28 protein-coding genes are annotated in these 26,798 nt (G+C 56.9%); 10 read left to right on the top strand and 18 right to left on the bottom strand.

All coding sequences use genetic code 11. From position 1 onward, the window contains the following. Nucleotides 1-92: 92 nt before the first annotated feature. Complete coding sequence (locus LOH53_RS09065) at nt 93-689, top strand: hypothetical protein (protein WP_230067417.1); 597 nt, start codon at nt 93-95, stop codon at nt 687-689. 63 nt (nt 690-752) lie between these two features. Here the strand turns inward: LOH53_RS09065 and LOH53_RS09070 are convergent, their stop codons facing one another. After that, complete coding sequence (locus LOH53_RS09070) at nt 753-1,403, bottom strand: maleylpyruvate isomerase family mycothiol-dependent enzyme (protein ID WP_230067418.1); 651 nt, start codon at nt 1,401-1,403, stop codon at nt 753-755. A gap of 315 nt (nt 1,404-1,718) precedes the next feature. Here LOH53_RS09070 and LOH53_RS09075 point away from each other — a divergent pair, with 315 nt between their 5' ends. Together LOH53_RS09075 and LOH53_RS09080 are read left to right on the top strand one after the other, a co-directional pair. Next, entirely contained in the window at nt 1,719-2,306 is a 588-nt protein-coding gene (locus LOH53_RS09075) for an RNA polymerase sigma factor (protein ID WP_230067419.1), read from the top strand. Next, on the top strand, nt 2,281-3,315 hold the full coding sequence (locus LOH53_RS09080) for a CU044_5270 family protein (protein ID WP_230067420.1): 1,035 nt from the start codon (nt 2,281-2,283) through the stop codon (nt 3,313-3,315). The genes LOH53_RS09075 and LOH53_RS09080 overlap by 26 nt, the downstream gene beginning before the upstream one ends. Before the next feature lie 165 nt (nt 3,316-3,480). Here LOH53_RS09080 and LOH53_RS09085 read toward each other — a convergent pair whose 3' ends face one another. Next, nucleotides 3,481-4,398 carry a LysR family transcriptional regulator gene (locus LOH53_RS09085; protein WP_230067421.1) on the bottom strand — a complete coding sequence of 306 codons (918 nt, stop codon included), beginning with the start codon at nt 4,396-4,398 and terminating at the stop codon, nt 3,481-3,483. Nucleotides 4,399-4,471: 73 nt separating this feature from the next. Between LOH53_RS09085 and LOH53_RS09090 the strand changes: the two genes are divergently transcribed. Next, nucleotides 4,472-5,419: a DMT family transporter gene (locus LOH53_RS09090; RefSeq protein ID WP_230067422.1), complete on the top strand. Its 948-nt coding sequence runs from the start codon at nt 4,472-4,474 to the stop codon at nt 5,417-5,419. Nucleotides 5,420-5,434: 15 nt separating this feature from the next. Here the strand turns inward: LOH53_RS09090 and LOH53_RS09095 are convergent, their stop codons facing one another. The 3 genes from LOH53_RS09095 to LOH53_RS09105 form a co-directional block, all read right to left on the bottom strand. Further along, entirely contained in the window at nt 5,435-5,689 is a 255-nt protein-coding gene (locus LOH53_RS09095) for a hypothetical protein (protein ID WP_230067423.1), read from the bottom strand. Between the two features lie 317 nt (nt 5,690-6,006). Further along, on the bottom strand, nt 6,007-6,690 hold the full coding sequence (locus LOH53_RS09100; protein ID WP_230067424.1) for a DUF4166 domain-containing protein: 684 nt from the start codon (nt 6,688-6,690) through the stop codon (nt 6,007-6,009). Between the two features lie 2 nt (nt 6,691-6,692). Then, nucleotides 6,693-7,496: an SRPBCC family protein gene (locus tag LOH53_RS09105; RefSeq protein ID WP_230067425.1), complete on the bottom strand. Its 804-nt coding sequence runs from the start codon at nt 7,494-7,496 to the stop codon at nt 6,693-6,695. Between the two features lie 403 nt (nt 7,497-7,899). Here LOH53_RS09105 and LOH53_RS09110 point away from each other — a divergent pair, with 403 nt between their 5' ends. The 3 genes from LOH53_RS09110 (at nt 7,900) to LOH53_RS09120 (ending at nt 10,482) form a co-directional block, all read left to right on the top strand. Further along, nucleotides 7,900-8,085, top strand: coding sequence for a phosphotransferase-like protein (locus tag LOH53_RS09110; RefSeq protein WP_230067426.1), 186 nt, complete (start codon nt 7,900-7,902; stop codon nt 8,083-8,085). 118 nt (nt 8,086-8,203) lie between these two features. Then, nucleotides 8,204-9,232 carry a S66 family peptidase gene (locus tag LOH53_RS09115; protein WP_230067427.1) on the top strand — a complete coding sequence of 343 codons (1,029 nt, stop codon included), beginning with the start codon at nt 8,204-8,206 and terminating at the stop codon, nt 9,230-9,232. Nucleotides 9,233-9,717: 485 nt separating this feature from the next. Continuing rightward, a complete protein-coding gene (locus tag LOH53_RS09120) occupies nt 9,718-10,482 on the top strand; it encodes a formylglycine-generating enzyme family protein (protein WP_230067428.1) in 765 nt (254 codons plus the stop codon). A 35-nt stretch (nt 10,483-10,517) separates the two neighbouring features. Here the strand turns inward: LOH53_RS09120 and LOH53_RS09125 are convergent, their stop codons facing one another. Both LOH53_RS09125 and LOH53_RS09130 read right to left on the bottom strand, forming a co-directional pair. Beyond that, on the bottom strand, nt 10,518-10,919 hold the full coding sequence (locus LOH53_RS09125; RefSeq protein ID WP_230067429.1) for a hypothetical protein: 402 nt from the start codon (nt 10,917-10,919) through the stop codon (nt 10,518-10,520). Between the two features lie 54 nt (nt 10,920-10,973). Next, nucleotides 10,974-11,765, bottom strand: a complete 792-nt coding sequence (locus LOH53_RS09130) for a hypothetical protein (protein WP_230067430.1) — start codon at nt 11,763-11,765, stop codon at nt 10,974-10,976. 443 nt (nt 11,766-12,208) lie between these two features. On the opposite strand from LOH53_RS09130, the gene LOH53_RS09135 reads away from it, so the two are divergent. After that, the gene (locus LOH53_RS09135) at nt 12,209-12,610 is read left to right on the top strand and encodes a DUF1304 domain-containing protein (RefSeq protein WP_230067431.1); all 402 of its coding nucleotides are present in this window, start codon (nt 12,209-12,211) and stop codon (nt 12,608-12,610) included. Nucleotides 12,611-12,657: 47 nt separating this feature from the next. Here LOH53_RS09135 and LOH53_RS09140 read toward each other — a convergent pair whose 3' ends face one another. Both LOH53_RS09140 and LOH53_RS09145 read right to left on the bottom strand, forming a co-directional pair. After that, nucleotides 12,658-13,473, bottom strand: a complete 816-nt coding sequence (locus tag LOH53_RS09140; RefSeq protein WP_230067432.1) for a class I SAM-dependent methyltransferase — start codon at nt 13,471-13,473, stop codon at nt 12,658-12,660. Further along, nucleotides 13,470-14,534, bottom strand: a complete 1,065-nt coding sequence (locus LOH53_RS09145; RefSeq protein WP_230067433.1) for an NAD(P)/FAD-dependent oxidoreductase — start codon at nt 14,532-14,534, stop codon at nt 13,470-13,472. Before LOH53_RS09145 ends, LOH53_RS09140 begins: the two co-directional genes overlap by 4 nt. A 121-nt stretch (nt 14,535-14,655) precedes the next feature. Between LOH53_RS09145 and LOH53_RS09150 the strand changes: the two genes are divergently transcribed. Further along, on the top strand, nt 14,656-15,240 hold the full coding sequence (locus LOH53_RS09150; RefSeq protein WP_230067434.1) for a helix-turn-helix domain-containing protein: 585 nt from the start codon (nt 14,656-14,658) through the stop codon (nt 15,238-15,240). Nucleotides 15,241-15,361: 121 nt separating this feature from the next. Then, on the top strand, nt 15,362-16,294 hold the full coding sequence (locus LOH53_RS09155) for a LysR family transcriptional regulator (protein WP_230067435.1): 933 nt from the start codon (nt 15,362-15,364) through the stop codon (nt 16,292-16,294). Between the two features lie 37 nt (nt 16,295-16,331). Here LOH53_RS09155 and LOH53_RS09160 read toward each other — a convergent pair whose 3' ends face one another. The 9 genes from LOH53_RS09160 to LOH53_RS09200 form a co-directional block, all read right to left on the bottom strand. Beyond that, nucleotides 16,332-17,777 carry an aldehyde dehydrogenase family protein gene (locus LOH53_RS09160; protein ID WP_230067436.1) on the bottom strand — a complete coding sequence of 482 codons (1,446 nt, stop codon included), beginning with the start codon at nt 17,775-17,777 and terminating at the stop codon, nt 16,332-16,334. A gap of 128 nt (nt 17,778-17,905) precedes the next feature. Continuing rightward, entirely contained in the window at nt 17,906-20,233 is a 2,328-nt protein-coding gene (metE, locus tag LOH53_RS09165) for a 5-methyltetrahydropteroyltriglutamate--homocysteine S-methyltransferase (protein WP_230067437.1), read from the bottom strand. Further along, a complete protein-coding gene (locus LOH53_RS09170; protein ID WP_230067438.1) occupies nt 20,230-21,204 on the bottom strand; it encodes a methylenetetrahydrofolate reductase in 975 nt (324 codons plus the stop codon). Before LOH53_RS09170 ends, metE begins: the two co-directional genes overlap by 4 nt. 378 nt (nt 21,205-21,582) lie before the next feature. After that, nucleotides 21,583-22,347, bottom strand: coding sequence for a hypothetical protein (locus LOH53_RS09175; protein WP_230067439.1), 765 nt, complete (start codon nt 22,345-22,347; stop codon nt 21,583-21,585). After that, nucleotides 22,344-23,339, bottom strand: a complete 996-nt coding sequence (locus LOH53_RS09180) for a vWA domain-containing protein (protein WP_230067440.1) — start codon at nt 23,337-23,339, stop codon at nt 22,344-22,346. The genes LOH53_RS09175 and LOH53_RS09180 overlap by 4 nt, the downstream gene beginning before the upstream one ends. After that, nucleotides 23,336-24,319 (bottom strand): vWA domain-containing protein, encoded by a 984-nt coding sequence (locus LOH53_RS09185; protein ID WP_230067441.1) that lies wholly within the window; start codon nt 24,317-24,319, stop codon nt 23,336-23,338. The genes LOH53_RS09180 and LOH53_RS09185 overlap by 4 nt, the downstream gene beginning before the upstream one ends. Beyond that, complete coding sequence (locus LOH53_RS09190; protein WP_230067442.1) at nt 24,310-24,810, bottom strand: hypothetical protein; 501 nt, start codon at nt 24,808-24,810, stop codon at nt 24,310-24,312. The genes LOH53_RS09185 and LOH53_RS09190 overlap by 10 nt, the downstream gene beginning before the upstream one ends. Beyond that, nucleotides 24,800-25,684, bottom strand: a complete 885-nt coding sequence (locus LOH53_RS09195) for a DUF58 domain-containing protein (RefSeq protein WP_230067443.1) — start codon at nt 25,682-25,684, stop codon at nt 24,800-24,802. The genes LOH53_RS09190 and LOH53_RS09195 overlap by 11 nt, the downstream gene beginning before the upstream one ends. Nucleotides 25,685-25,690: 6 nt before the next feature. Beyond that, a complete protein-coding gene (locus LOH53_RS09200) occupies nt 25,691-26,698 on the bottom strand; it encodes an AAA family ATPase (RefSeq protein WP_230067444.1) in 1,008 nt (335 codons plus the stop codon). Nucleotides 26,699-26,798: the final 100 nt, after the last annotated feature.

The raw sequence follows: 26,798 nt of genomic DNA on the forward strand, positions 1-26,798 counted from the left end.
TTAATTTCAACGGCGTGTCTTGCGTTTGCGGCGTGTCGGCTCTGGTGGCGTTCTTGGCTATGCCAGCGTGCTCATTCATGGATAATAGCGCCATGAATGAAACTGATCAGGGTTCGCTTGTAATCCGTGCTCGAGGCATCCAACGGGTGTGGGACCCCAGGGTGTGGGGAACCTTCATTGGGGCAGCCGGGGCAACAGTGTTTGTCACGGCCTACCGTGGCGCCTTGCCGGCTCTCTGGCCCGTGGTGTCCATTATTGTCTGGGCCGTGACGTTGCTGGCCTACCTGATCGCAGTGTTTGTTATACCGAGAACTTTCCCGAAGACTTCTCGCGTCAGCGCAAGAAGCGGTTTCATCTACCTAGGTAGCGTTGTGGCAATGCTCCTAGTGATCCGGCTAGGCACCTCGCTGCTGGAGAACACGGGCCATGCCGAACTACGGTCAGCCTTGATAGTGGCCGCCGTCGGACTGCACTTCTTGCCCTTCGCAGCCGCCTTCCACACTCCCATGTTCACGTCCCTGGGAGTCAGCATGGCAGTTCTGGGTGCAATAGGACTGTTGTTGGGCTGGTTCTGGGATCCCCGAGCCGCTGCAGCTCTAGCAGTGATCAGTGGAGTTGTGATGCTGGGCATCATCGCCGCCGACGCCGTCCGAACGTTTCAAAAGCCTCTGCCCCATCCGATCGGGTGACGGTAGGTCATTCTCAGCGGAAAGGCCGTGCCGGGAGAGTTACGTTGCTTCTGGCCGGGACGACTACGCTGGGGAGCTTTCCAACCGTGAGCGAAGAGCCTCCACCCCGTGGCCTTGCAGATCCTCAAGGTACTGCCAGCGTCCGGCCATCACCATGACTAGAGCGATTGTTGGCCCAGTCACTCGTGGACCCGTCCCGGCGCTAAAAGGACCATCGTCTGCACTTAGGTGCAGCCCTTTGACACGGGTACGGCTGGCAACCGCAAAGTTTCGATTCGCGTAGAATTCCGCGACCGCCGTCGATGCCTCAATGCTCGGAGTATGGGGTAACCCCAGCACGCGGCGTATGTCCTGAGCATGAACTAGCACTTCACCCAGATAGGCCGAGGTATGAGAGGAAGGAGCAATGTTGCTGTTAATGACAGCCCTGAACCTCTCCAGAGTGGCGGCCGAGGTATTGCCGCGGTGTTCTTGGAGGCGCCGCTGGTTATGCACGTCGGGTTGAAAACGAGCCATAACCATACTGCGGAGCCATGGCCATTGAGTCAGGCTCGCTGCAGCGGTCAGATGCGCAACGACGTCTTCCACGTCCCACCGTCCGCAGAGACTCTGGTGGTGCCACTGCTCCGGTGTGAGCGCCGCCAGCTCCCGCGCAAGTGCAGCGCGTTCAGTATGCACTAGCTGCCAGAGGTAGCCATCAGAAGATTTGACCATAGCGAACGTTTCCTTGCTTCGGACTCCGTATTAGGTTATTACTTTCACTTTCGCTTGCGTGGATCCAATTCTATGCTGCCATTTTGACCTCTTACGGGACACTTTTGCATGCTATATGTGGGAGGCGTAGAGGTTTCGAATTCTAAGCAGGGCTCCTTGCTAGGGTTGGAACACTGAGAGAGTCGGGCCGGTCTGGTCCACGTACCCACTCACTTCCCGCCTATTTGGCGGCTTTTTCGCTCGTTTTCAACACCACGATTGTAAAGGTTTCTACTTCCCCGTGAACTCTTTGCCGCCCAATGGGTAATACATAGTGTGACTACAGACGCCGACATCATTCGCAGATCCAGTGAAAGCCCTCAAGCCTTCACCGAGCTCTACGACAAATACGCACGAATGATCCACCGGTACGCTGCCCGCCGCGCCGGTGAATCGGCAGCCGAGGACGTCATGGCCGAAACCTTCCTCGTCGCCTTTGAGCGGCGGGACTCCTTCGACCAGACCTGGAACGACGCTAGACCCTGGCTCTTCGGCATCGCAACGAACCTGCTGCGCAAACACCACCGGGCCGAGGCAAAAATCCTCAAAGTTCTCGCCAAATCCTCTGGCCGTGATTCCTATGCGGACAGCACAGACAGGATTGCCGAACAACTCGATGCTGCGGCAGCCACCTCAGTCTTGGCTGGTGCGCTGCGCGGACTCTCTGCGGCTGATAGGGAATGCATCCTTCTCTACGCCTGGGCGGAGCTGAGCTACGAGGGCATCGCCCTGGCAACCAAGGTGCCAGTCGGCACTGTGAGGTCACGACTCAACCGGGCCCGCCGCGTCCTCAAGGATGCGGCCGGACCTTTCCGAAACGAGAACGAGGAGGCAGAGCATGGACGAGCTGAAATTGCTACGTGAGATGAACAGTGACATTCCAATCGTCAAGGATTCAGTGATCGACGTCGGTCGTGATCAGCTGATGTCTCGCATGACCACCGCGGGCGTCAAGAAGAGCAAACGACGTTACCGGAAGACCTTGCGCATTACCGTCATGACGGCGGCAACGTTGGGACTTGTCACCACTCTGGTGGCTGGCAACGTGATTGGTTTGGCAGGCTGGCGGGGAGCCGCTAGCGCCGAGGCCGCCGAAGTCCTGAACAACGCTGCGGCCCTGACTATCCAGACGGTGGATCCCGTCGTGGGGCCGGGCCAGTACCTGAAGATTGATAGCACCAACCTGTGGCTGAGCGCCTACGGTGTACAGGACCCATCGGAAAGCGTTGGTTCGAACACCACGGTCCAGTGGCTCGACACCGAGAAGATGTCCATGTATGTGCCGGCGAACCACGACGACGAATGGGTTTGGGACCGCTCGGGGCGGATACCTACGACATTTTTCAGCGAACAGGCCAAAGAAATAGCCCTTCAACAGGCTCAGCAAATAGGTAACACCTCCGAGCATCTCAAGGCAGCCAAAGGTGCGTTCTACGACTCAACAAGCACCTTTCCCAGTAAAAAAGAACTGGCTGGATATTCTAGGGATCCAAGCATGCTGCTCAATGGGATCTACCTGAAAACTCTCGGGGCTGGCCAATCCGTGGACGGCGAGGCCCTGGTCTACATCGCCGACATGCTGCGCACAGGTTTGATTCCTGCCGATTTGCGGGCGGCACTTTACAAGGCGGCAGCACTGATCCCAGGGGTCGTGGTGACCGAAAATCAGGCTACGCTGGACGGCCAAAATGGGGTGGCAATCGGCCGGGTTGAAGGCGTATCAAACGTTCGCCAAGACATCATCATCGACCCGTCCAACGGCCAGTTGATCGGCGAACGGCAGCTCACTATGGAGGCAATGGGCTCCGTCCCGGCTGGCGCAACTATCAGCTGGACCACCATCCGAACCACAGTTGTTGACTCGGCGCCCTAATCAGCGTCAGGAACCACAGTCCACAAAAAGACTTGCCTGTGCGAGTGGTTCACGAACGGGACCACTCGCACAGGCAGACTCACGTCTAGCCTGCCCTACTTCTAGCCTGTCTTACCTCTGACTGTCCTTACCTCTAACTGTCCTCACCTCTAACTGTCCTAACCTCTAACAAGGAAGGGCTTGCGAGGTGATGCTGGCGGTTACGACTCGCAGTTGGGCTAGAACATTTTTCACGTTTGCGCGCTCTAGGGTTTCCGGACGGATGAGGCAGTCCACGTGCCGGCCTGGTTCAAGGCCGGTGATCCGTTTGAGAACCAGATTGGGGTGCAGACGCATGTCAGTGGTGTAGCGGGGCATCAGTGCGACGCAGTCGCTGGCAGCAACCACAGTCGCAGCTACGAAAAACTCGTTGATCCGATGTGCAATGCGTGCTTCGACACCTCCGATGCCGGCAATTTGTTCAAGAGCGTTCTGCAAAGGGAATCCCTCATGAACGGCCACCCAGGTTTCTCCGCGAAGGTCTGCAGGGGTGACGGAATCCTGTGCTGCCAATCGGTGGTCCTTACGAACTGCGAGGTCCAGAGGTTCAAACATGAGTGGTTCGACGCGCACCGATTCTGGCCACGGAGGACTGCCCGTTAGCCGGTGGGCTATGACCAGGTCATGGTCCTGGGTGAGAGCGGGAAAGCGTTCTTGGGCCACGTCGAAGTCGCTAAGAGCGACGACGGGGTTGCCATGGTCCATCATGTTGGCTAAAAGCGGGCTAAAAAATGCCAAGGCGGCGCTGTGGAAAGCAGCAACTGTCACAATTCCCTGAGGATCTCGGCGGAACTGCGCGAGAGCTTCCTCCGCCCGTTCAAGCGCTACCTCAACATCCACAACTGCCAAAGCCAACGCACGCCCGGCATCCGTTAGCGCGGTTCTTCGTCCGTCTTTGAATGTTAGTGGAGTCGCTGCACGGCGTTGCAGCGCACTGAGTTGCTGGGAAACTGATGACGGGGTGACATGCATCGCTGCAGCCACTGCAGCGATACTGCCCCTGTCACCTAGTTCTCTCAAAGCGCGAAGCTGGCCCAGTTCCATTAGTTCAAACTAATCCATTTCTAACAATATTGCACCCTAGTGCTAATGCTCATAGGCGGGGAATGATATGCCTATGGGTATATTTCTCTCACGGTTTCGTGTTGATCTTCTTCTTTTGCTAGTCGCCGCGTCTTGGGGATCGACCTACCTAATAGCGAAGGACCTGGTTGCTCCGGGCAAGGTGCTGGCTTTACTTTCAGTGCGGATGCTCCTTGCCGCTGGGGTCATGGCAGCCGTCGTGGGCCTACGGCGCAAGTCCCTGACGCGTGCGGAACTCATTGCGGGCATACCCATAGGGGTACTGTTGGCGGCTGTTTTTGGATTCGAAACCTTCGGAATCTTACATACCTCCGCCACCAATGCTGGACTGATCATTAGCCTCACCATCGTATTCACTCCGATCCTTGAATCCATGCTGTCGAGGAGGGCGCTACCTGCCAAATTCTTCGTAGCCGCTGTGATTGCGGTGCTGGGCGTGATCCTACTTGCCGGAAACGGGACCTTCGATTCCCCTAGTGCCGGAGATCTACTGGTGCTGGCGGCTGCCGGTTTGAGGGCGGCCCACGTTGTCTCCATGCATAAACTCACCGGGGGTAAGTCAATGGACTCCTTACACCTGACGACTGTGCAGTTGAGCACCTGTGCGATTCTCTTTACAGCCGGTACATTTCTCTACGGAGAATCAGTACCTCATTACATCTCCGATCTGAGTCTCGGGCAAGGAATCATGTTCCTCTACTTGGTCCTGGTCTGCACAGTCTTCGCGTTCTTCGTTCAGATCTGGGCGGTAAGGCGGACTTCTCCATCCCGCGTAAGTCTTCTTCTCGGTACGGAACCTGTGTGGGCCGCCGTCATCGGAGTGAGCATCGCCCGCGACCAACTGGGCATCCTCGGGTATTGCGGCATTGCACTCATTCTCATTGGAACTAGCTGGGGCCGTTCCGTAGAGCAGCGCCACCGCCAGGGAGCGAGGCAGCGCGGCTCGGAACAATTCCAGATATCGACAGACGACTACGTGTAAAGCTCACATGGGGTGTTAGCCGCCCACCGTTGCGAAGCTAGCCGAACAATCGAAATAGTTGGGAATGTTCAACTTTTCGGACAACGGTGCTACATTGCCCAGCACGATTTCTACTCCAAGTCTGACTTCACTATTGGATAAGATTTGCGGGTTGTCGTTCGGACTAGCAACTGCGGGCGCGTCATCGTCGCGAGCGATTAATTCTAGGATGATCTTCGAGCCTTCCACTTGGAATAGTGGCACACGACCGGCGAGCCATTCGTGGGCCATGCTAAATTCTGACGGCTGGATTCCGAAGGCAAGGTGATGGATACGTTGACGATTTTCGTTCTTGACATACCTTCCCTTCGAAACTGGGTTTACAGGATGCCTAGGGGTCAGAGACGAAAATATTGTTAACTTAGACCAGCCTGGTTCTTGTTTTCCGGTGCCGGAGCCATCTCCTAGCAGAACTGCTGACCACGTTCCTTGCGGTGACGACATCTTAACGACTTCACCGGTCCAGGTAACTTTTTTCGTGGGGTGTATTCAGCCGCAAAGATTCGCTACAATCCGGAGCTGATGAAATTGCCAGATCCGTTCGTTAGCTACTCACGTTTTTCTTCCCGAACAGGTCTAAGGCCTGCCGGCGTGACGTCGCCGACAGCAGCCGGAAATCGGCAGGTAAATTCACCTTTGTACCCGAAGAGGAAACCAAAGTGTGGGTTCCGTACCTGCATCTGAATTTTGTACACGCCGCGATCCTCGTCGTAGCTTTCGTACAGGTCAGCCGTACCCGTTAAGACCTCAGGAAAGTTGAATGCCACGGGTCCCTCATAGAACCGCTGCCCGCTCGTTTGCAGGTGGAGAGAACCATCAGGAAGGACTTCCAGACGAAGATCCGTGGCAAGATGCTGATGAGTACCCAGGTAATCGACAATGGCACCTCGCTTCTCGTTACGAACCATTGTCGCGTCAAAACGGCGTTTCTTGCCGCCGGGCATTTCCAGAGTCCGGATAAAGGTGACAGTATCGCGGCCAAAACCGTCAATGTAGGGATAATTCTCGATCGTGAATGGGATGTTTGTTCCATGGTCTGGAAATAGAATATTGCGGAAGGCCCCTAACCGCAGAAACGGCACTGTCCACCACGAACCTCGTCGGACTTCGAAAAAGACACCTGTCCCCACACAGGCATAGCCTGCTTTCACGTCGACGCCAAAGCGTTTCTGCATCATGGGATGCAGCCGATGAAAGTCTTCTCCCAATTCAATTTCAAAGATTGAGGCCATACCTATTCCTTCGACTTCGGTTGCTTGTTGTCAAAAACCACATGATGGGGCATCCGGAGGCCCGAAAGTGTCGAGGGAGCACGTGCTGATCTTTCATCCGGCGCTTGACGCAGGCATCTTCTGGCCCGTGGGACCGACCAATGGGGCTTCAGAAAGCAAGAAATCGCGGCTGATGCAACACCTAATGCTGCGATCCCCGGACTGAGCTTCGTCAGGGCCAAGCGAAAGAGCCCAATTGCTGCCAATACGCCCCCTAGCCGGCCACCCACGTCCAAGAACCAGCGATTCCTTGAGTACCGGGGGTCTAGATCCGATTCGGCCCACAGCCTCAAGCGGTCAAAGCTTAATGCGGTGGCCCATCCCACTAACGGACGAATAACTTTGCCATCCAAGAGTTTTCCCACCAGCCCCATGCCAGGCTCGTAGTTATATCCAGTAATGAACCGGATTCCACCGTCCGTCGGGATGTAGCGCCAATATCCCGACCCTGGGCCAATAGGTGAGAGGGCATCTGCCGTATCGAACTTGAGTACTGAAGTTGCCTGCCCATCCCTGCGGTACCGGTTTCCTAGCGACGTGCCCGTCCCCTTGATCGTGCGCAGTGGAAAGCGAAACTCGTAGTAAAAGCGGACCTGGCGCCGCTGGTCTTCGTCGATCGGAACAATACGCGAGAATCGAAGGTCCCAGCGAGGGTGCGACTGCGGATCCTGGCTCAACTCCCACACGCGCTCCATGGATGCATTGATATGTATTTCGATGTAGAGCGGCTTACGAGCCGACGCGCTTGCCCCCAATTTATCCCCCATCGAATCACCTTAGACTCAGAATATACATTGTCGGATGCCGGAAGTCTGCGGTACTTCCACATTCAGCCGCACGTTCAGGCCCTGCCAGCAACCGTGTAGGTGCACAATGAATGCTGCTATCCCATTACATCCGGACGTGGCGTCGGCAAACCGGCATCTTACACATAGCAATCATCGACTCTTTTCCAGACCACTATGAAATTCTGACAGACTCATCTGATGGATATCATCTGGCTCTTAATCGCCCTTATTCTCATCGTTCTTTTCGCGAGCATAGAGTCCGTCCCACGATCTAAAGAAGCACCGACCATTCGACGTCGGAGGCCCCCCGCGCGCAACTTCGGCGCGATAATCTACCCATATGGACGGATGCAAAGTAGAGATGAATTCGAGAGGCCAAGCTATGACCGATACCGTTTCATACCCTGTGGGGGCACCCCAACGAGTGGAAGAGAGGGCGCTCCAACAATCCCAGAGCGTCCATGCTGGAGTCGTCTATGACGTGGAGGCCGACACCACGTTTCATACAACGGATGGGCGCGCCCGTGTCGTTGCGAACCAACTCACCGTCGATACCTGGTCTCCTTAGCCTTTACGTGGGAAACAGAAAGAAGCGGTGAACGCGAGGAGTCCTGTTTTGCAGAGGAGAAGACGGCATCATCATCAGTTCGTTTTGGGTCCTCACGGCTACATGCGAGTATGAGATTATGGAGATGCGCTACCCCTATCCGTTAGTACCGGGCGACGTCATTGGCGTCACATCGCCGTCAAGCGGTGTAGCCGAGCCGTTGAGGGGACGCCTTGACTTTGCTATACAGCATTTGCGTGACCGCGGTTTCGTGGTTGAAGTGGGCCACTGTCTGGACGGCTCCAAACACATCAGTGCACCCGTTGAACAGCGCGCCGAAGAGCTCATGAGGATGCTCTTGGACCCGAATGTTAGGGCCGTTATCCCCCCATGGGGAGGAGAAACAGCCATCGACCTGATTCCCCACCTCGACTTCGATGCCCTCGCTCACGCCGAACCAACGTGGTTTGTGGGTTATTCCGATATTTCAACCCTGCTCGTCCCGATCACTCTCCTGACAGGAATGGCAACACTCCACGGGAGCAACCTCATGGACACTCCGTATAGTGTTCCGAAGTCGCTACTTTCATGGATCGATATTCTCTCGCTTCCCGCCCAATCGAGATTTAGGCAAAGCTCCCCGGGGGTTTATCGCGTCAACGACTGGGACGATTGGGAGAACAGGCCCGAAGTAACCGAACATACGTGGAACGGAAACGGCGCCTGGGAAAGACTCGATCGGGGCCAGGAGGCCGTCAATGTTACGGGCCGTTTAATCGGAGGGTGCATTGAGACATTGGCGAATCTTGCCGGGACCCCCTACCTCAGCACCGCCCGCCTGCGGGAAAGTTCCAGTGATTCCTTGCTCGTCTATGTAGAAGCTTCCAGCGTTGACGCCACAACGATTTGCCGTCACCTCCACGGCATGCGCTTGTCCGGTTTCTTCGACGGCGCAAAAGCCGTCATTGTTGGACGAACCGGAGCTCCCGCATCTCCCCACCTGTCCCAGTCTGATGCGGTTCTCGATGCACTTGGAATGCTCGGGGTTCCCATCATCACAAATGTGGAATGCGGCCACGTGCCACCGCAACTCCCAATTGTCAATGGAGCCCAAGGCCTCTTGGTGTTCAATAAAAACGACCAATATCTAGAACAGGCATTGCTGTAAGTTGACTAACCGACCGACGTCCAGCCACTGCTCAAAGTTCACTACTACTCACTCTAAATGTCGTGGGCTGTCCATGTCGCTGTGGCGGCCTCATCCGCCTTGTAACCTTCATCGGTATGCCACACTAGAGAAAACCCTTCGATATACCAAAGACGATTTCGAGGAACGGAGCAACGATGAGTGAAGCTACCCCCCAGGCACCATCAAGAAGGCGGAAGGCTCTACTTTCCGCATCAATTTTGACCGCACTCTTTCTTATGGCGCAGTTAGTTATCGTGCCCCTTGTCATTCAACGAACTCCTTGGGATCACACCGTATTCATTCTTGTTTGCGCAGTAGCTGTTTTTGTGGCCACGTTCATTGTCTTCAATTACCTCCAAGGACCGTTTCAACACTTGATGAAGAAATAGATCCGAGCCGGGAAGGGTCAAGAACTGACCACAACGAGCGCGACCCCTAACGGGTTGAAGAGGCAGAATAGGCTGGTGACTATTTTCGACCTCAAGCCTTTACCGCGTGGCGACGTCGAATTGCACGACGCGCGTCGCCAACGTCGATGGAGCGTGAAACTTGAGCCGTTCCATATCTCCGCCACACCTGTCAGCGAGGCACAATATTCAAAGTTTCTACCAACTGGAAGCAAAGATCCGCTACTGCCCGCAGTAGACGTCAGCTGGTTGGATGCTATTCGATTCTGCAACGATGCATCGCAAAGAGAAGGCCTCACGCCCGCATACTCTCTCGAAACCAGCCACGTGACGTGGCACACTGCCAGATCCGGCTTCAGGCTGCCGACTGAGGCCGAGTGGGAATATGCCTGCCGCGCGGGCGCCTCTGGCCCCCACTACGGACCACTTAGCCAGGTGGCTTGGACGGCACTGGATGAAGTCGAGCATCCTCAAATAATGGGCTCAAAAGCAGCAAATCAGTTCGGACTCTTCGACACCCTCGGAAACGTGTGGGAATGGTGCTGGGATTATTTAGACCCCGCCCGATACGGTGATTATCACGTGTTCCGCGGCGGAGGATACGCGGACCAAGAATGGAGCGTCCGTGCTTCGACACGACGGGGCGGTGCGCCCGGCATGAGTCATCCCGACGTCGGCTTCCGCATCGCTCGTGGAGGCTTCAGCCACAGCGGGATCGTACAGGGCTGGCATGCTGAAGCGGACACTGCCCGCAGCGAAATCGCTACGGCGCTGCCCTCTGGATGGACACCACTGCCAAGGCAAAGTTTTCGAGTTCCATAAATGTCTGTTGCAACACTCGCCTTAGTTGCCAGCGACTAAATTCCGTACCCGTGGCGTGCTTGGCCAATCAACCGTTGAAGATACGCCACCCTGTTGAAAACTTCTGCCCGCTGGTAGGCATTCCGTACTGGAATCTGTTCGGTATATGACTGCGGGCCCGCTTGGATGTGAACTGCCACATATCCCTGAACACGGGTCTCTCGAGCCAGTAGAAAAAGCAGGCTCAGCAAGAAGAACCAAATGAACACAATCACTAACACGATGGCCCACCCTGGGGTATGCGTCGTGGTTGAGGTCTGATCAATGCTGGTGACATTCACCTGGGCTAAAGGCCATGTACCTGCCGGGGTCATGACCTGCTTTTCGGTGACATGTACGTTGCCAAGGCTCATCAAAGGCTGAGCCCAGTTATCAGGGAAGTTGGGCACAAGGGTCATACTTGCAGACTCTAGCAGCACGCTAGAGTACGTTCACGGGCTAGGGAGAAATTGTTAAGAGGTGTGGGTACCTGCAGCAGCCTTCTTGGCGGCACCACCCTTATGCGCCTCGATGTTCTTGATGGTGGTCTGGATCTTTGTCCCGTACTCGCCTGCCTCCGCAGCGGACTTGATCTTGGCGGCCTGCGCATCAGCATCAGCAGGGGAAGCATTTTTCAGCGCCGTAACATCGGATTGGAAATTGGCTGGCAACTTTTCGAATGCTGTGGAATTGCCGCTGAGCTTGAGTGCAATTTTTTGCGCATCCACGCCGGAGTTGCTTGTCCGGGTCGTGGCTCGCAAAAGCGCCCTTTCACCCGCATTGCCCGGGTGAGCGGCCTCGTTTTGAGCTTCTGTGGCCTTTTTCTGGATAACCGCACCATATCCACCAGCCAACGCCGTCGTCTTAATCTTCACGGCGTCCGTTATCCGATCCGCACCCACGGCGTTCTTCTCGGTGGTGATGTCTGCTTGAAGATTGGCCGGCAGCTTGGCAAATCTGCTGGTGTGCTCAACAAGTCTCGTTGCAGCTTTTTCTGCCCGGTCCCCCAAGGCTTGTTTGCTTGTGGCACTCACGCGGACAAATATGCCAATTGGGTTCATGTGCCCCCCTCCGGCTTTAGCTGTTGACGCAGCGGTAGAAGTAGTGGCTAAGCTTCCGGCGTCGGGAGCGGCCGACGCTACACCTGCACCAAGTACACCGAGCAGGCCAACTGTGACAATGGTCGCCGAGCCGATTCCCAGACGGGTTTTCAGCGACTCACGGGATTTTTTGACCGGGGTAGAGCTCAGCTCAGAGATGTTCATCGTGCAGTCCTTAGGATGGCAGTCTGTGGATAGCCCGTAACGGCTATCCACTGGTGTTTTGAAGCTATTTTTCCAGCCTTGGTAGAACCTGTGAGAACGGAATGTAACCCTTATGTTTTTGGGCAGCATGGGCATCGAAAAGGCTAGCCTGGCCCGGCTATAGAGCTTGGCGAGTTCTTATTCCGCGCAATATGCAAGCCTTCTATTTTGAACCAGGACCTCATTGGATGGGTCTTGCTTGGGTTCTAAGGGTTGGGTTAACAGCGGCGCTCGTCGCATGACTGCGCCTTCGGAAGCCCTGCGACGAGCGCCAACAAAGTTGAGCCTGGAATCCGGCGAACGGACCTGCTAGAGCCCCTCCACATTAATAACTGGGCGTGTGCGAATAAACTTTCAGCAGTAAACAGCAACTGGACCCACATGAAAGAACGAGTCATCACAATATGCAAGTAATCGCCCTCATTTTTGCCGTCCTAGCCGCGGGTCTTCACGTCTACATCTTTGTCATGGAATCTATAACGTGGACTACGCCCAAGACACGCGCGACGTTCAACATTCCTTCACTGGAAGAGGCAAACATTACAAAACCATTGGCCTATAACCAAGGGTTCTACAATTTGTTTCTGGCAATCGGAGCGCTCATTGGCATTCTGTTCGTCGGCTTTTCCAACTCATACGGGAGCGTCATAGTGGGCTGGACACTCCTTTTCACCACCTGTGGATCTATGTTGTTAGCGGCACTTGTTTTGGCCCAAACCGGAGGGAAAAGCGTCCGTTCGGGCATCATCCAAGGCACGACGCCGCTTCTCGCGATCCTTTTTGGGCTGCTCGCCGTCGCTCTTTAGCCCAACCGCTCGCAGCTACTAACTCGCCCACTCGCCGTCCATGACGCCTAGTTCGTGGTCCTCGTGGGGGTTGCCACCCAGAGCGTTCTGCTAGTCCGTGGATCCAGCGCTAGCTCACTCGGGAGCCCCTGCGCCAGAACTTCGAGTGCTGCACGCTCATCCGCTGTCAGCGCTTCCAGACGAGAGAAACGTGAAAACCATTGCCGCGCGTACTCCCGTGCCGCTGGGGTGACTGTGGCAATGGTTGTCACCTCAGACTCGATGACAGCAAACCCGGCGGCTTCAAGAGCCGTTGTCCAGTTCGGGTGCTGGTTCCACCCTTCGGCTATTGCTGCGGCGTGACAGCGTTCCTCAAGCAGCCTTCCGCTGCCTTGGCTAAAGAAAGTGGGCAAGCCAGCGAGCTCGACGACGGCCAGAATCCCTCCAGGGGCTAGCATTCGACGAGTCTGCGTCAAAAGACGTGCAGGATCTCCAAGATGGTGAATCGAGGACGATGCCCACACGAAGTCAACTGATCGCCTCGGCACGGACTCCCCCGCACCCCAGTACTCTGCAAGGGCGGGGAAGCCGTTCTCCAAGTCCGCCTGGACCGCTACGAAACCCTGCCGGCGTAGCACAGCGAGCATCTGCGGATCGTTGTCAACGCATATCACCTCCGCGTCGGGATACCGCTGACGCAGCATCCTGCTCCCGGCGCCGGTTCCCGCGCCAAGGTCAACTATCCTCCGCGCATTTCTTACCCCCGCACCCTCCAGAACTGCTGAAAGGTGCTCACCAAACACTTCAGCATCCAAGTCCAGGATAAGTGATTCGTGACTACCCAATTCTTGATGATGCTGGTGATCCTGGTGATTCCTCATCATTGTCCATCTACTGCCGGTGTAAGAGACGTTTCATCGCTTTTCTGCCAACCAGCAAACCCGTGCGCCCGCTCACCCATGACGATCTTCGAGAGAGATGCCTCGGAAGCCGCAGAAAATGGGCCAAAGTGACCTTTCACAGCCCATTGGGTTTCCTCTTCGATCAGATCGGAGTTGATCCTCGCTGCTGCCATGACTCCCTCGGCTGCAGCAGTAATCACTTGAGCCATCAAGTTGGAGACATTTCCTGCCGTATAGACGCCAGGGACGGCAGTTGAGCCGGTAGCATCAGCCTCGATGTACTTTCCGGCTCCCGAAGCGTGCGTGTGGGAATTTAGCCCCAACGATTCAAGAAGCGAGGAGCTGGCTTCCATCTGTGATCCGACAGCTAAAGCCTGAATGCCAAATGAACGGCCCTGACGGAGAGTGACTCCGCTCAGGACACCATCGTTCGTGTCAACTGAAGCCACGGCTCCCTCCACAACCGCGATCGTACGGGCAGCGAGCTTTTCCCACTCCTCTTCACTGGGTACCACGGTGTCATTGAGGAAAAGAGTGATCTCGGGTGACCACTGTCTAAACAACAGTGCTTGATGGATAGACATGGGCCCCGTACCAAGTACCCCGATGCGTTGCCCTCGAATTTCCCAACCGTGGCAATACGGGCAGTGCACAACGCCCTTTCCCCATTGAGCCGCTAACCCGTCGATGGCAGGGAGCTGATCGATCAAGCCGGTCGTAACAAGGAGGCGTCGTCCGAAGAACTTGCGCCCGTCTGTTACAGACACCTCGAATCCTTCGAGGGTCCGCCGCACCGAAACGGCTTCCGCATCAATGATGGTCCCTCCATAAGCGCGGACCTCCTTACGTCCTATGGAAAGAAATTCGACAGGACTGATGCCATCCCTCGATAGATAACCGTGGATTCCCAGCGCTGGGGCGTTGCGCGGTTTTCCTGAGTCTATGACCGCTACTGAGCGCAGTGCCCGGCTCAGGGTTGTGGCGGCGCTGAGTCCTGCGGCTCCTGCACCAATAATGAGAACTTCATACCGTGCGGTGTTCATATTCTTATGTCCTTTGTCGCGTTGTACACGTCAGCCGGCAATGTTTTTGCTTGCTCATATCAGCCTTCATCAAGCCGTCCAGAATTGACAAATTTGTTTGCTGTTATGGCAAACTGGGAGCATGGCAGACGAATTAGACAGTATTCTCGGGGCAGTTGGTCCTCGCCTTCGCGCGCTCCGTACTCAACGGAACCTGACCTTGGAAGAGGTTTCAGCTTCATCCGCAGTCTCGATTAGCACCCTCTCCCGTCTGGAATCCGGACAGCGCAAGCCGAACCTTGAAATTCTCTTGCCCTTAGCAAGGCTGTACGGTGTCCCCCTGGATGACTTGGTGGGCGCTCCGCCCACCGGGGACCCCAGAATTCACCTCAGGCCCATCATCCACGCGGGCATGACAGCCGTGCCCCTGACTCGGCGCCCTGGCGGATTGCAAGCGTTCAAGATGGTTATCACAGGTGAGGACCGAGGATCGGAGCCTGATCCGCGCGTCCATGAAGGCTACGAGTGGCTCTACGTCCTCAACGGACGGCTTCGGCTGGTGCTGGGTGAGAAGGACTTTGAACTTTACCCTGGCGAAGCCGCAGAATTCGATACTCACACACCGCACTGGTTTGCTAGCGCTGACGGCAACCCGGTGGAACTTTTGAGCCTCTTCGGACAGCAGGGTGAGCGGATGCACATACGCGCGCGCCCCAAGTCCACGTAGGAAGGAGATGTTCCCTCCGATGGCACCCATCGAGTACTGGCATTAAACGGCGCATATGCTTGCATGAGTTATTGACAATGTAGCTAATGAAAGAAACTTTGAGACGAAGAAGGAGAATACGGTGATCAACCCGATCCACCTAAAAACTCTGCTGGAGGTGGTCCGTCGGGGGTCATTCGCCGCGGCCGCCGCGACGCTCGGGTACACGGCATCGGCCGTCTCTCAGCAAATGTCCGCCCTGGAGCGCGATTCAGGAGTTGCATTGTTCCAGCGCTCGGCGCGCAGTGTTCTACCAACAGATGCAGCTGTCGTCATGAGCCGCCATGCCATGAAGGTTCTCACCGATATTGACGCTCTCCTTGCTGCAAGTGCCCGGACCCAGGAAGGAACCAACCAAGAACTCCGGCTGGGCATCTTCCCCTCCTTAGCCACCTATGCTCTCCCCCGGTTGCTACGCAATCCCCAGTGGCCAGATCTGGGCATTGCTCTCCACGTGTCCGTAGGCGAGCCCCAACAAACCATGAGTGGATTGCGAATTGGCGGGGAATTGGACCTTGCTTTGGTGTACCAGGTGGGGCAGGCAGGCTTGGCTTGGCCGCACACCCTAAACCGTCAATGGATCGGCGACGATAATTTCCGCGTCGTGCTGCCAAAGAACTGGGGCATCCAACCGGGAGCCCAAGTTGCCGCCTCCCAGCTCTCTGACATGCCGTGGATCATGCACCACCCTGGGACAAGCGACGCAACGGTGATCGAACGCCTCTTTGCCAGCTGCAACCTCTATCCGCGCGTAGCCGCCTACAGCGACGATTTCAACGCGAGCCTGCAGCTTGCCTCCGTAGGTTTAGGAGCAGCATTGGTTCCGGATTTGGCGTTGACTCACCGGCCGGAGAACGTGGTGGTGCTGGATGTACCGGAGATTCGGCTGGCCAGAAACATATTCGCACTAGTCATTAACGAAAAGCGCACCGCCCGCATTGAGGTCTTCGTGGACCAGCTCGCCAGCATTCTCAGTGAACTCAGCAGCACCAATTCCTTGGGCACCGGAACGTGAGCGTCCACTTCCGACTAGAGACCCGCACCCACCGCGGCTAACCCTTCTTGAACTTCTTTGCTGGCGCCACAAAACGCTTGATGATCTGTTTAGTCAACGACCCAAACGGTGGGTACACCAAAGACAAGGTGTCTGGCGAGAGTGCTTTTTCCAGCACAGCTTTGCGGTGAGAGAAAGTCTCCACTGAATGCCGCCCGTGATAGCTGCCCATGCCGCTCTCCCCCACCCCACCAAACGGCAGTCCGGGAACCAACAAGTGCGCCACCGGAACACCGAAGGTTAGTGCGCCCGACGACGTCCGCTCCGTAAATGCTTTCCGCACCGTTTGGTCCTCGCTGAAGACATACAAGGACAAGGGTTTCTCGCGTGCAGTGATGAAAGCGATGGCATCTTCGACTCCAGCAACGGTCACCAAAGGAAGAACCGGACCGAATATCTCCCCCTCCATTAAGGCCGCTTCCGCGTCCACATGAACCACAGTTGGCTCAATATAGCGTGTGGCAGCATCGGTGTCGCCACCGCTGACCAGCACCGCATCTCGGTTTTCGCCCAAGTCAGTAGCCAGAAGACCGGCGATGCGCTCGAAGGCGCCGTCACTGATCATGCGCCCGTAGGCCAGGCTGTGAGAGGGCTCCGCACCATAAAGTGCGTGGATTGCCCCGGGCAGCTCCTGCGCCAGGCTCGCCAGCGCATTCTCGGTGCCTAGAACGTAGTCAGGGGCCACGCACGTTTGTCCGGCGTTCATGAACTTGCCCCACGCAATACGTGCCGCCGCGGCCGCCATATCAACGCTCTCGTCGACGTAAACCGGGGATTTTCCGCCTAGTTCAAGGCTGACTGGAGTCAAATGCTTAGCGGCTGCGGCCATTACGATTCGTCCCACGCGGCCGTTGCCGGTGTAGAAGATGTGGTCGAAGCGCTCCTCGAGCAGCGCAGTGGTCTCTGGAATTCCGCCCTCAACAATCGTGACCGCCCCGGATAAATAGTGCGGTACCCACCGGGCCAGCGCCGAAGAACTTGACGTGGCGATCTCACTAGGTTTAGCCACCACGGTGTTCCCCGCGGCAAGGGCGCCGATCACAGGTGCCAGAAGCAATTGGATGGGATAGTTCCACGGCGCTATCACCAAGACCACCCCAAGTGGCTCCAGGATCGTTGAAGCCTTCGCCGGCTGCAAGGCGAGCGGAACGCTGACTGAGCTTGGCGCGAGCCAGCCACGCAGATGCTTGATGGTGTGAGCAATCTCTGCGGTGAGGAACCCGATCTCGGTCAGCCACGATTCCGAAGGATGCTTACCCAGGTCTGCAGCAAGTGCATTGGAGAACTCCACTTGGTGTTCGGTGAGCATCCTGTTCATGGCCTGCAACTGTGCCAGCCGCCATTCAATGGACCTGCTCACGCCCGAGTCAAAGATCTGGCGTGCTGCCAAAACAGTGGCTTTGATAGCTGGTGCTGTGTCAGTGGTGCTCGGTTGCTCGCTCATGGCCCCAATCTACTCGCATGAGCTACACCTAAAGCAAAACGAGTCCGAGGAACACGACCGCAACCCGGGTCCCGAAGTGGCGTTGGCGTTCACACGGCAGCACTACGCCACTCCGGTCCCGGAGCCGGCTAGTCCACGCTGCTCGTGAGGAGTTGGGCGCGGACTTCCTTGGTTGCGTTGACTAGATTACGCAGTGACTTTTCAGTTTCAGCGTAGCCGCGAGTCTTGAGACCGCAGTCAGGATTGACCCAGAGCTGACGGACGGGCACGTGTTTGACGGCGGTCCCCAGAAGTTCGGTGACCTCGCCTTGACCGGGGACGCGCGGGCTGTGGATGTCATAAACGCCCGGGCCCACACCGCGGCCGAAGCCGTGGGTTTCTAGATCGTTGACGACTTCCATGCGGGAGCGGGCCGCCTCAATCGAGGTGACGTCGGCGTCGAGTCCGTCAATGGCGTCGATGATGACCCCAAACTCTGAGTAACACAGGTGCGTGTGGATCGACGTTGCATCTCCCGCGCCCGCTGTTGCCAGGCGGAAGGAGTTCACAGACCAATCCAAGTAGCTGGCCTGGTCAGCATGGCGCAGCGGTAGCAATTCACGCAGGGCAGGCTCGTCCACCTGGATGATCTTGATCCCGGCGGCTTCCAGATCTGCGATCTCGTCACGCAGAGCCAGTCCCACCTGGTTGGCTGTTTCACCCAAAGGCTGATCGTCACGCACAAAGCTCCAAGCCAGAATCGTAACCGGGCCAGTCAGCATTCCCTTCATGGGCTTATCGGTCAGAGACTGTGCGTAGCGGGCCCATTCAACCGTGATGGGCGCCTCCCGGGTGACATCGCCCCACAAAATGGAGGGGCGCGTACAGCGGCTCCCATAGGACTGCACCCAGCCGTGGACCGTGACGCTAAACCCCTCAAGGTTCTCAGCAAAGTACTGAACCATGTCGTTCCGCTCGGGTTCGCCATGTACCAGCACATCAAATCCAATGTCCTCCTGAAGGTCGACGACGCGCTTGATTTCCGCCTTCATCAGCTGCCCATATTCAGCCCCCGTAATGGTCCCTTTGTTAGCACGAGCCCGTGCGCTACGGATTTCACTGGTCTGCGGGAATGAGCCGATTGTGGTGGTGGGCAAAGGAGGAAGGGCTAGTGCCTCCTCCTGGGCGGCTTCGCGGACTTCATACGCCGAGCGGTTGAAGTCAGCGGTCGTCAGGGCCGCTAAGCGGGCCCGTACTGCTGGCCGATTGACTCCGGGCGCGGCTGCCCGCGAAGCGATGACTGCCGTGGCCTCGGCGATGGCGTGAGCGGCCGACGCCGGATCGGCCAGGTACGCTGCCAACGTCACCACTTCGGCGGCCTTCTGGTCCGCGAAAGCCAGCCAGCTGCGTAGCTGCGGGGAAAGCTGGGACTCCTGTTCGACGTCGTACGGAACGTGCTGGGTGGACGTGGACGTAGAAACAGCCACACTCAGCCCAGCCGCCTTGAACGCATCCAGGCGCGCTGCCGACGCTGCGAGATCATTGCGCCAGATATTGTGACCGTCCACGACCCCGGCCACCACCGTCTTACCAGCTAGCAAAGCCAACTCGTCGGCGGACGGAACCGCGCCTTTGAAAGCATCCACGTGCAAGGCGTCAATGGAGGAGGCAGCCAGCGTGGGTAGCAGTTCGTTTAGAGCACCGAACGGCGTTGACACCAAAATGGCAGGACGCTTACCCGCTGTGAGAACTTCATAGCTGCGAGCCACTGCATTCTGGATCACGGCGACGTCCACCTGCTGGTCCGCCACCAGAGCCGGCTCATCGAGTTGGACCCACGTGGCGCCAGCGGCTGCCAGCGCTGCCAGCAGTTCTGCGTAGACAGGAAGGATGTCCTCCAAGCGGGACAACGGTGAGAAACCAGCCGGCGCATCAAGCGAAGCTTTGGAGAGCAGTAAGTACGTTACCGGTCCCACCAGATACGGGCGGGTCACAAAACCGTTGGCCTTGGCGAATTCGAACTGTTCCACGATCCTTTTGGACGTGAGAGAGAAGTTGGTCTCCGGACCAATCTCGGGGACCAAGAAATGGTAATTGGTGTCAAACCATTTGGTCATTTCCAGTGGCTGCACTTCCGCAGTCCCCCGGGCAAGAGTGAAGTAGGCGTTGATATCCAGTTCACCGGCCGCGTTGCGCAGGTCTCCAAACCGGGACGGTACGGCGCCTATATGGGTGCTCACGTCCAACACCTGATCGTAGTAGGAGAAGGTGCCTGGGATGGCGGCATCTTCGTTCAGTCCTAGATCGGATAAGCGGCGGGCTGTGACGAGTTGAATTTCCTTAGCGGCGGTGTCCAGAGCCGCTTCGTCGATGCTGCCGGACCAGAACGCTTCAATGGCCTTTTTTAGCTCACGACGGCGGCCGATGCGGGGGTACCCCAGCAGGGAGGCAGTGGGGAATACGGGCGTAGTACTCATTGGATGTTCCTTACGGGTAATGGTTGTGAAAATTCTTTGGGTGCGCCGGGACGAGCTGGTCGCAGGAGCTGGAGTTTGTCCAACACCTCCAAGGCCGCGGCATGTTCATTGAAGGTGTACAGATGGATGCCGGGGGCACCGGCGTCGAGGGCAGCGCGGGCCAAATCTACCGTTGCGTCCACACCTATGCGCCGGCTTTCGCGTGCATCCTCCGCGCGGCCCAAGGCCTCCAGCAGCTTCGGGGCTGGGTCCACTCCCGTCATCACACCCAGCCGCTGCACTCGTCGAAGACTAGTAAATGGCATGACACCCGGGATGATTGGGATGCTAACTCCGGCCCTACGGGCACGACGAATCAGGTCCTTATAGTGGTCGGCATGGAAAAACACCTGAGTGATGGCAAAATCCGCACCGGAACGTTGCTTGGCTAGAAGGACCTCGACGTCATGTTCGATCGACGGCGACTCTGGGTGCTTGGCCGGATATGCGGCAACCCCAATCGCCACTTTTCCGGCACACAGCAGTGCCGAACGCCGCTGCTCCACGCGTCTTATGAGATCAATGAGGTCCTGCGCGTAACTCAGGGAACCTTCTTTGCTGGCGCTGGAGCCATCTTTGGGCAGATCACCGCGCAGCGCAAGGATGCCCCGCACGCCGTGGTCAAGCAGTTCCGAGATAATAGCCGCCAGCTCGTCAGCTGTGTTCCCTACACAGGTCAAGTGCGCCAGCGGCCGCAGAGAGGTTTCGCTCAGTAGTCGATTCAGCAGTTCCACTGCCGTGTCACGGTTGCTGCCGTTGGCTCCGTAGGTCACCGAAACATAGTCTGGGTTGGTGCTCTCAAGCTCTCGAATGGTATTCCACAGGGTCGCCGAAGCAGACGCATTGCGTGGCGGGAAGAGCTCATAGGACAACGCGATGGGAGCCGTCGTAGATACCGGGGAGACGGCCTGGATAAGGCTAGGTGGGGACATTTGCTGATCCTTGACAGTGGAATGCCCTACATGCCGGGACCTCTAGAATGACGCCAGCCAGCAAGGCAATTTTCATTAGGGTGTGGTGGGAACGCCAAACAAGCCACGGATACGCGCTGGCTGTGACGTTCCACCAAGCAAATGTCAGGCCCACATGGGGGCACCCACACCCTTGAACTAACGAAGGGTCGCTGACACACGTTGAAGAATAACGTGCTTCTTACACTACTGGCCTGTGGGTGCTAATTCCAACTGAACATCGAATTACGTCGTCCCTTTACGGAATATGTCCGACGAAATGCCCTTATTTTCAATAGGTTCCTAGCATTAGTCGAATTAGTTGGCGATTCATCCTTAAGTAGCAACGCGAAGGGCCGCCTACCAAGGCTTGGCGTAGGGCTTCGGCGGTGCGTCGGAGAAGTTATCTTTCAGGCTCCCGCTCTTGCTGCGTTCCTGCTGCGCGTTCTTCCCGCGCTCCTGAAGCTGATCCAGCTTGCTTTGCGCCGGCGTCTTAGCTTCCTCAGGCGCCTTGGCATCCTCGTCTGGCGTGTTGGTCTTGGATAAGTCTTCTGGTTTTTGTTTCGCTTCCAGGCGTTCCTTAGCCGCCTTAAGCTGATCCCCTTCGCCATTCTGATTGGATTCGCTTTCTGGTGCGAAGCAACCTGGAGGGGCGGCTTGGATAATATCCGTACCTTCCTTGTAGAAAGCGTCAGCGCCAGCAGTATCCTTTGCTTCACCTTTTGCATCGCCCAACTTTTCCACACTGAGTACCAGGTTCACGCGCACTTTGCAGGATTCCTTGGCACTGACGCCCCCCAGCGCCTTGAGGAACTGTGTACGTGCGGAGCCAAAGTCCCCTCGGAGAGCGTACCCATCACCTAGTGCAAATGGCGCTTTCCAACCCTCGACGATGTTCAACACACCCATTCCCTGTGCGGCCCGACCCACCCCGTCGCCGTCGTTCTTGGCGAAACTCTGGGCTCCCTGGCTGGCGAAGACGGGAAGGCTGAGCAGCTTTATGGCCACCAAAAGTACCACGAGGAGTACCGGAAGTGAGCCCAGCAGTAGCCGTCGGCGCCGTCTGAGCGCCGCGGTACTGCGTGCCCGTCCGTGAACCGTGTCAGCATTGCTGTTCGCTCTCATCGTTCACCCTTTTGCACAGTGCGTAGCTGAGTCAGGGCGCGCCCAGAATCTCGGAGTTGCCACAGTGCCAGCCCGAAAGCGCCAACCGCCATAATCCAAAAAAATTCGATGCGCCCCTTGCCTGCCTGCTCGCTGGACGTAGACGAACTTACCTTCGGCGCCGCATCGACCAGAGTTGCAGCAATATCGCCTGGCTTCACACGGTGCGTATAAGGAACGCCCAATTGACCAGCGATTCCCCGCAGCGATTTCTCGTCTATAACGGAGACCGCTGGGCTGCGCTCAGGGGTGCTCCTATCGATGATGTAGCCTGTGGGGTCATCAGTACCCAGGCTGAAATCGTGCATCTTGGCGCCGCCAGATGTACCGTACCCCAGTACTGCACCACCGTCGATGAGTTGGACACCGGCGGTAAAAGGAGCAGGCGCCTGCGCGGCCGTTTGCTCACCATCGCCTAAGTAAAACACTAATCGCGGACGCTCCGGATGCGTTTTTGCTGCGGCCTCTAAACGTTCGGCCAAGACGTCTTTGGCGACGCTGATGCTGCTGCCTTGGGACGAGTAGCTTGCTTGCGGCCTCATCACCTCTGTCAATGTCCGCAGGGCTGTGGCGTCTGTTGTCAAGGGCAGGACCACCTTGGCCTTGCTGTCAAAGCTGATGAGTGAAAACCGGGCGCCCGCAAGCTCGGTTGCCATTTTGTTGATGTCATCCTGCATTCCTGCCAGGCGTAGTTTGGTTCCGTCGTAGTCACCAGCGCCGGAGCTCGCGGAGGTGTCAACCACAAAGAAGACATTCAGATCCGAGTTCGCCACGGCAGCAGACCCCCCAGGGAGCCCAGGGCGGGCACCCGCCATAACTACCAGAAGGACCAGCGCCGCGTAGCGCCACCGGGAGGCGGACCGTGCCCGAACCAGCAGAATGATTGCCCCGGCAAGCAATATGACAGTGAGCGGCCAGAACAGCCACGATGGAAGGATAGGCAGCAATGTCATGGACGCACCTTCAACGTTGCCGCTCCCAATCCCAGCAGTCCCAACATGGCCAGTCCCAGCGGTACTGCTGGTTGATCCACAACCGTTTTAAGCGGTGCTCCCTTGAGCTTGGCAGCTTCCGTGTCCTGCACTTTCTTTACAATTGATTTCACGGCAGAATCACTTTTAAGCGGATAGTAGGCTCCACCAGTTGACTCGGAGGCGACCTTTAGTTCCGTCGCAATCTGATCAGGATAGCTATCGGTGCTGTAGTCGTTTGGGTTGAGGGAGTAGACCCGTATGTGGCCGGTCTTGGCCAGGCTGGCCGCTTCCGGGAGCGTCAAGAGAGGGTGTCCTGCCAGCATATTGTCCGTGGCAAAGACAACCGAGCGTGAGCGTTGAACCCCTGCTTCTTGAGGGAATCCGCTCACACAGCTGGCCAGGCCGTCACCTATCAGCGAGGAACCGGGGACCTCATAGGTTCCGTCAAAGAAGTCGAAATTGCCGCTGTCAATATTCATGGCGTTTTTTGCGATTTTCAGTTGCTCTGCCACAAAGTCGTAATCGTCGGTCAGGGGAAAGACTTGCACGGCCGTGGCGTCAAAGATCGTCAGGGCAATCCTTTCACCCTTGAATTCGGTGACAAGTTCAGAAAAGTTATCTACGATTTCTTCGTCAGTGTCCATCATGGAACCGGAAACATCCAGACACAAAATGATGTCGCGATTGCTCGTCTGCGGGATATGGTTCGTTTCTTGCACCGGACGTGCTGCCGCCACCAACAGGGCACCGGCCATCAAGAGCAGGCTCGCCACTGCTACGGCCAACCACTTCTTTTGTGCGGCAAGCGCTTTTTGGTAGCGGGGAAGAGAGGTCAGTCTGTCGGCATGTGCCACGGGTACAGCCGTGTTTGCCTTATGGGTGCGGCGCCACACCAGTAGCACCACCATGATCATGCCAGCGATTCCTAGGGGAAGTATCCACCAGAATTTCAACTCCAAGTTGCCACCACAGTCCTAGCAGCGTTGGCTGATGCGCCAACGTATGCTTGTCCGTCTGGCCCGGAGCTAATATTCGGAGCAAATTCGCCCGGATAAAACCCGGCGACTGCCTCAGCGACTAGCGGTAGTTGCCGCTGGCGCAATTCCGCCAAGGTCATGTTTGCAGCCTTGATACCCGTCATCTCAAAGACAAACGACCGCACCGCCGCGCTAAGCTCACGGTGACTCTCCCGCTCACCTAAGCGTCCGGCGTCGTACCCGTCCTGAACACTGTCAATCAGTGCCAAGTACTTCCGTTGAATCGTGTCCCGAGTCCGCGAGGGGATGAAACCTGGAATATCGGCATGATTGCTAGCTCGGGTGGAGAGCCACACCCACCCCACCCAGCCAAGACACAGCAAGATCAGCGCAGTGCCGAGTATCGGCCACCAGATCGAGTAGCTCACAGGTGCGTAGAAATCCCCCGGAGCCGCACTTGTCCTAACGAGCACGGCGGTGCCGTTCCAGGAGCGCAAAGATACGACCCATCACTTGCTCCGTATGACCTATTCCTGCCATGGCTATGCGGTTTGATCGAAGCACCTCAGAACGCCTGTTTGACCTCTCCGCGACGGCGTATGCATAATCTCTTGCCAATTCCGGATCACCGGCAAGCGCGCTGAGTACCGGGGAAAAGTCAGCCACGTCGTAGCTGACGCCGGCAAGGGCATCAACGCCTGCGAGTTCTGCGTCTTCAATGTGAATCCATAGGATCTCATGCTGCGCCGCAAGCCTGCGCAGCACTTTGGCAGACCGGGCGTTTATCTGTTCGTCGTCGGCAAGCACCACCATCAGCGTGTGCCGTTTGACATGGGAGGCAGCATATTCCAACTGGGCGCTCAGGCTACTTTGCCCTGCCGTGAGGACTGCCGTGGAATCGACGCGGCGCAGCAAGGTTTCAAGATGACTTTCCGTGCCTTGTGCTGGCATGGCCTGCGTGCCGCGCTCGTCACCATGGATCAAGGAAACCGAATCTCCATGGTTGAGAGCTAGCGTTCCGATCACTCCGATAACCATGACGGCAATGTCTTTTTTCGATTCTCCGCCTTTAGCGAGTGCAGCCATGTTCCGGCCGGTGTCAGCGACAAAAAGGACCTGCTGTCTGCGCGTTGCCACGTACCGTTTAATCAGCGGAGCACCAACACGGGCGCTTGCCTTCCAATCGATGTCACGGACAGCGTCTCCTGGCACGTAAGCGCGGAGGTCATCAAAGTCTAAACTGTGCCCTCGGAAGACGGACGCGTATTCCCCGTCCAGCATGCCGCGTGCCTTACGGTGTGCCGCGATAAACATCTTCGACTTCACTGCGGTCAAAAGTGAGGGCACGGCTTCCTATGGCGTCTGAACTGAAGCGACGATGGCATCAATAACGGTTTCCACCGCAATATTCTCCGCTACCGCCTCGAAGCCAAGAATGATCCGGTGCCGCAACACCCGGGCTGCCAGCGCCTTGATATCTTCCGGAATCACATGGTCCCTGCCCTGCAGAAGCGCCAATGCGCGCGCTGCCTGGGTGAAAGCGATACTGGCCCGAGGGCTCGCTCCGAACTCTATGAGAGCGGCCAACGACGGGTCAATATATTTTTGTGCATGGCGAGTGACGTACACCAAGCCCACGATGTAGTGGATGAGAGCCGGATCAAGGTAGACGTTCTTGACTACGCGTTGAATCATGCGAACGTCATCCAGCCCGGCCACCGCAGTGGGAGTGGCCTCCGCGGAATACACACCGGCATCGATACGCCGGATCATCTCCGCTTCCTCCACAGGGCTGGGGTAGTCAAGGACTTCCTTGAGCATAAATCTATCCATCTGGGCTTCGGGCAACTGGTACGTGCCCTCCTGCTCGATGGGGTTCTGCGTGGCAAGGACCATGAACGGTGACGGTAGAGGATAGTTTTGACCACCAATGGTGGTTTGTCTCTCCTGCATGGCCTCCAACATTGCCGACTGTGTTTTGGCGCTGGAACGGTTGATCTCATCAAGTAAGACGATGTTGGCGTGCACCGGCCCCAGCTGAGTTTGAAAAGTGCCGTGGGAAGCGTCGTATATCTGGGTTCCCACGATGTCGCTGGGCAGGAGGTCCGGGGTGCACTGAATGCGGTGAAAAGCTGCGCTGATGGAATCAGCAAGGGTCTGCGCCGCCGTTGTTTTGGCTAACCCGGGCACCGATTCAAGCAGAACATGGCCCCCTGTGAGCAAGGAGATTAGCAGTGTTTCACGCAGCCGCGTCTGTCCCACTACTTTCGCTTCAAAACTACGAGAAATGCTACCTACGATTTGTTGCACCCGGGACAGTTCAGCGAGATCTATCCGGGATGTGATGCTAGCTTTCAGCAATTCTCTTGGCCTTTCCACGGCACGGCACAGCGTTTAGTGCCTTTAGTGTTCCTGACCAGTTCATCCAATAAAGCGGTGAGTTGCAATGGGGAGAACTTCC

Origin of the sequence: Arthrobacter cryoconiti (assembly GCF_020905375.1) — a bacterium.
Taxonomy (GTDB): Bacteria; Actinomycetota; Actinomycetes; order Actinomycetales; family Micrococcaceae; genus Specibacter; species Specibacter cryoconiti.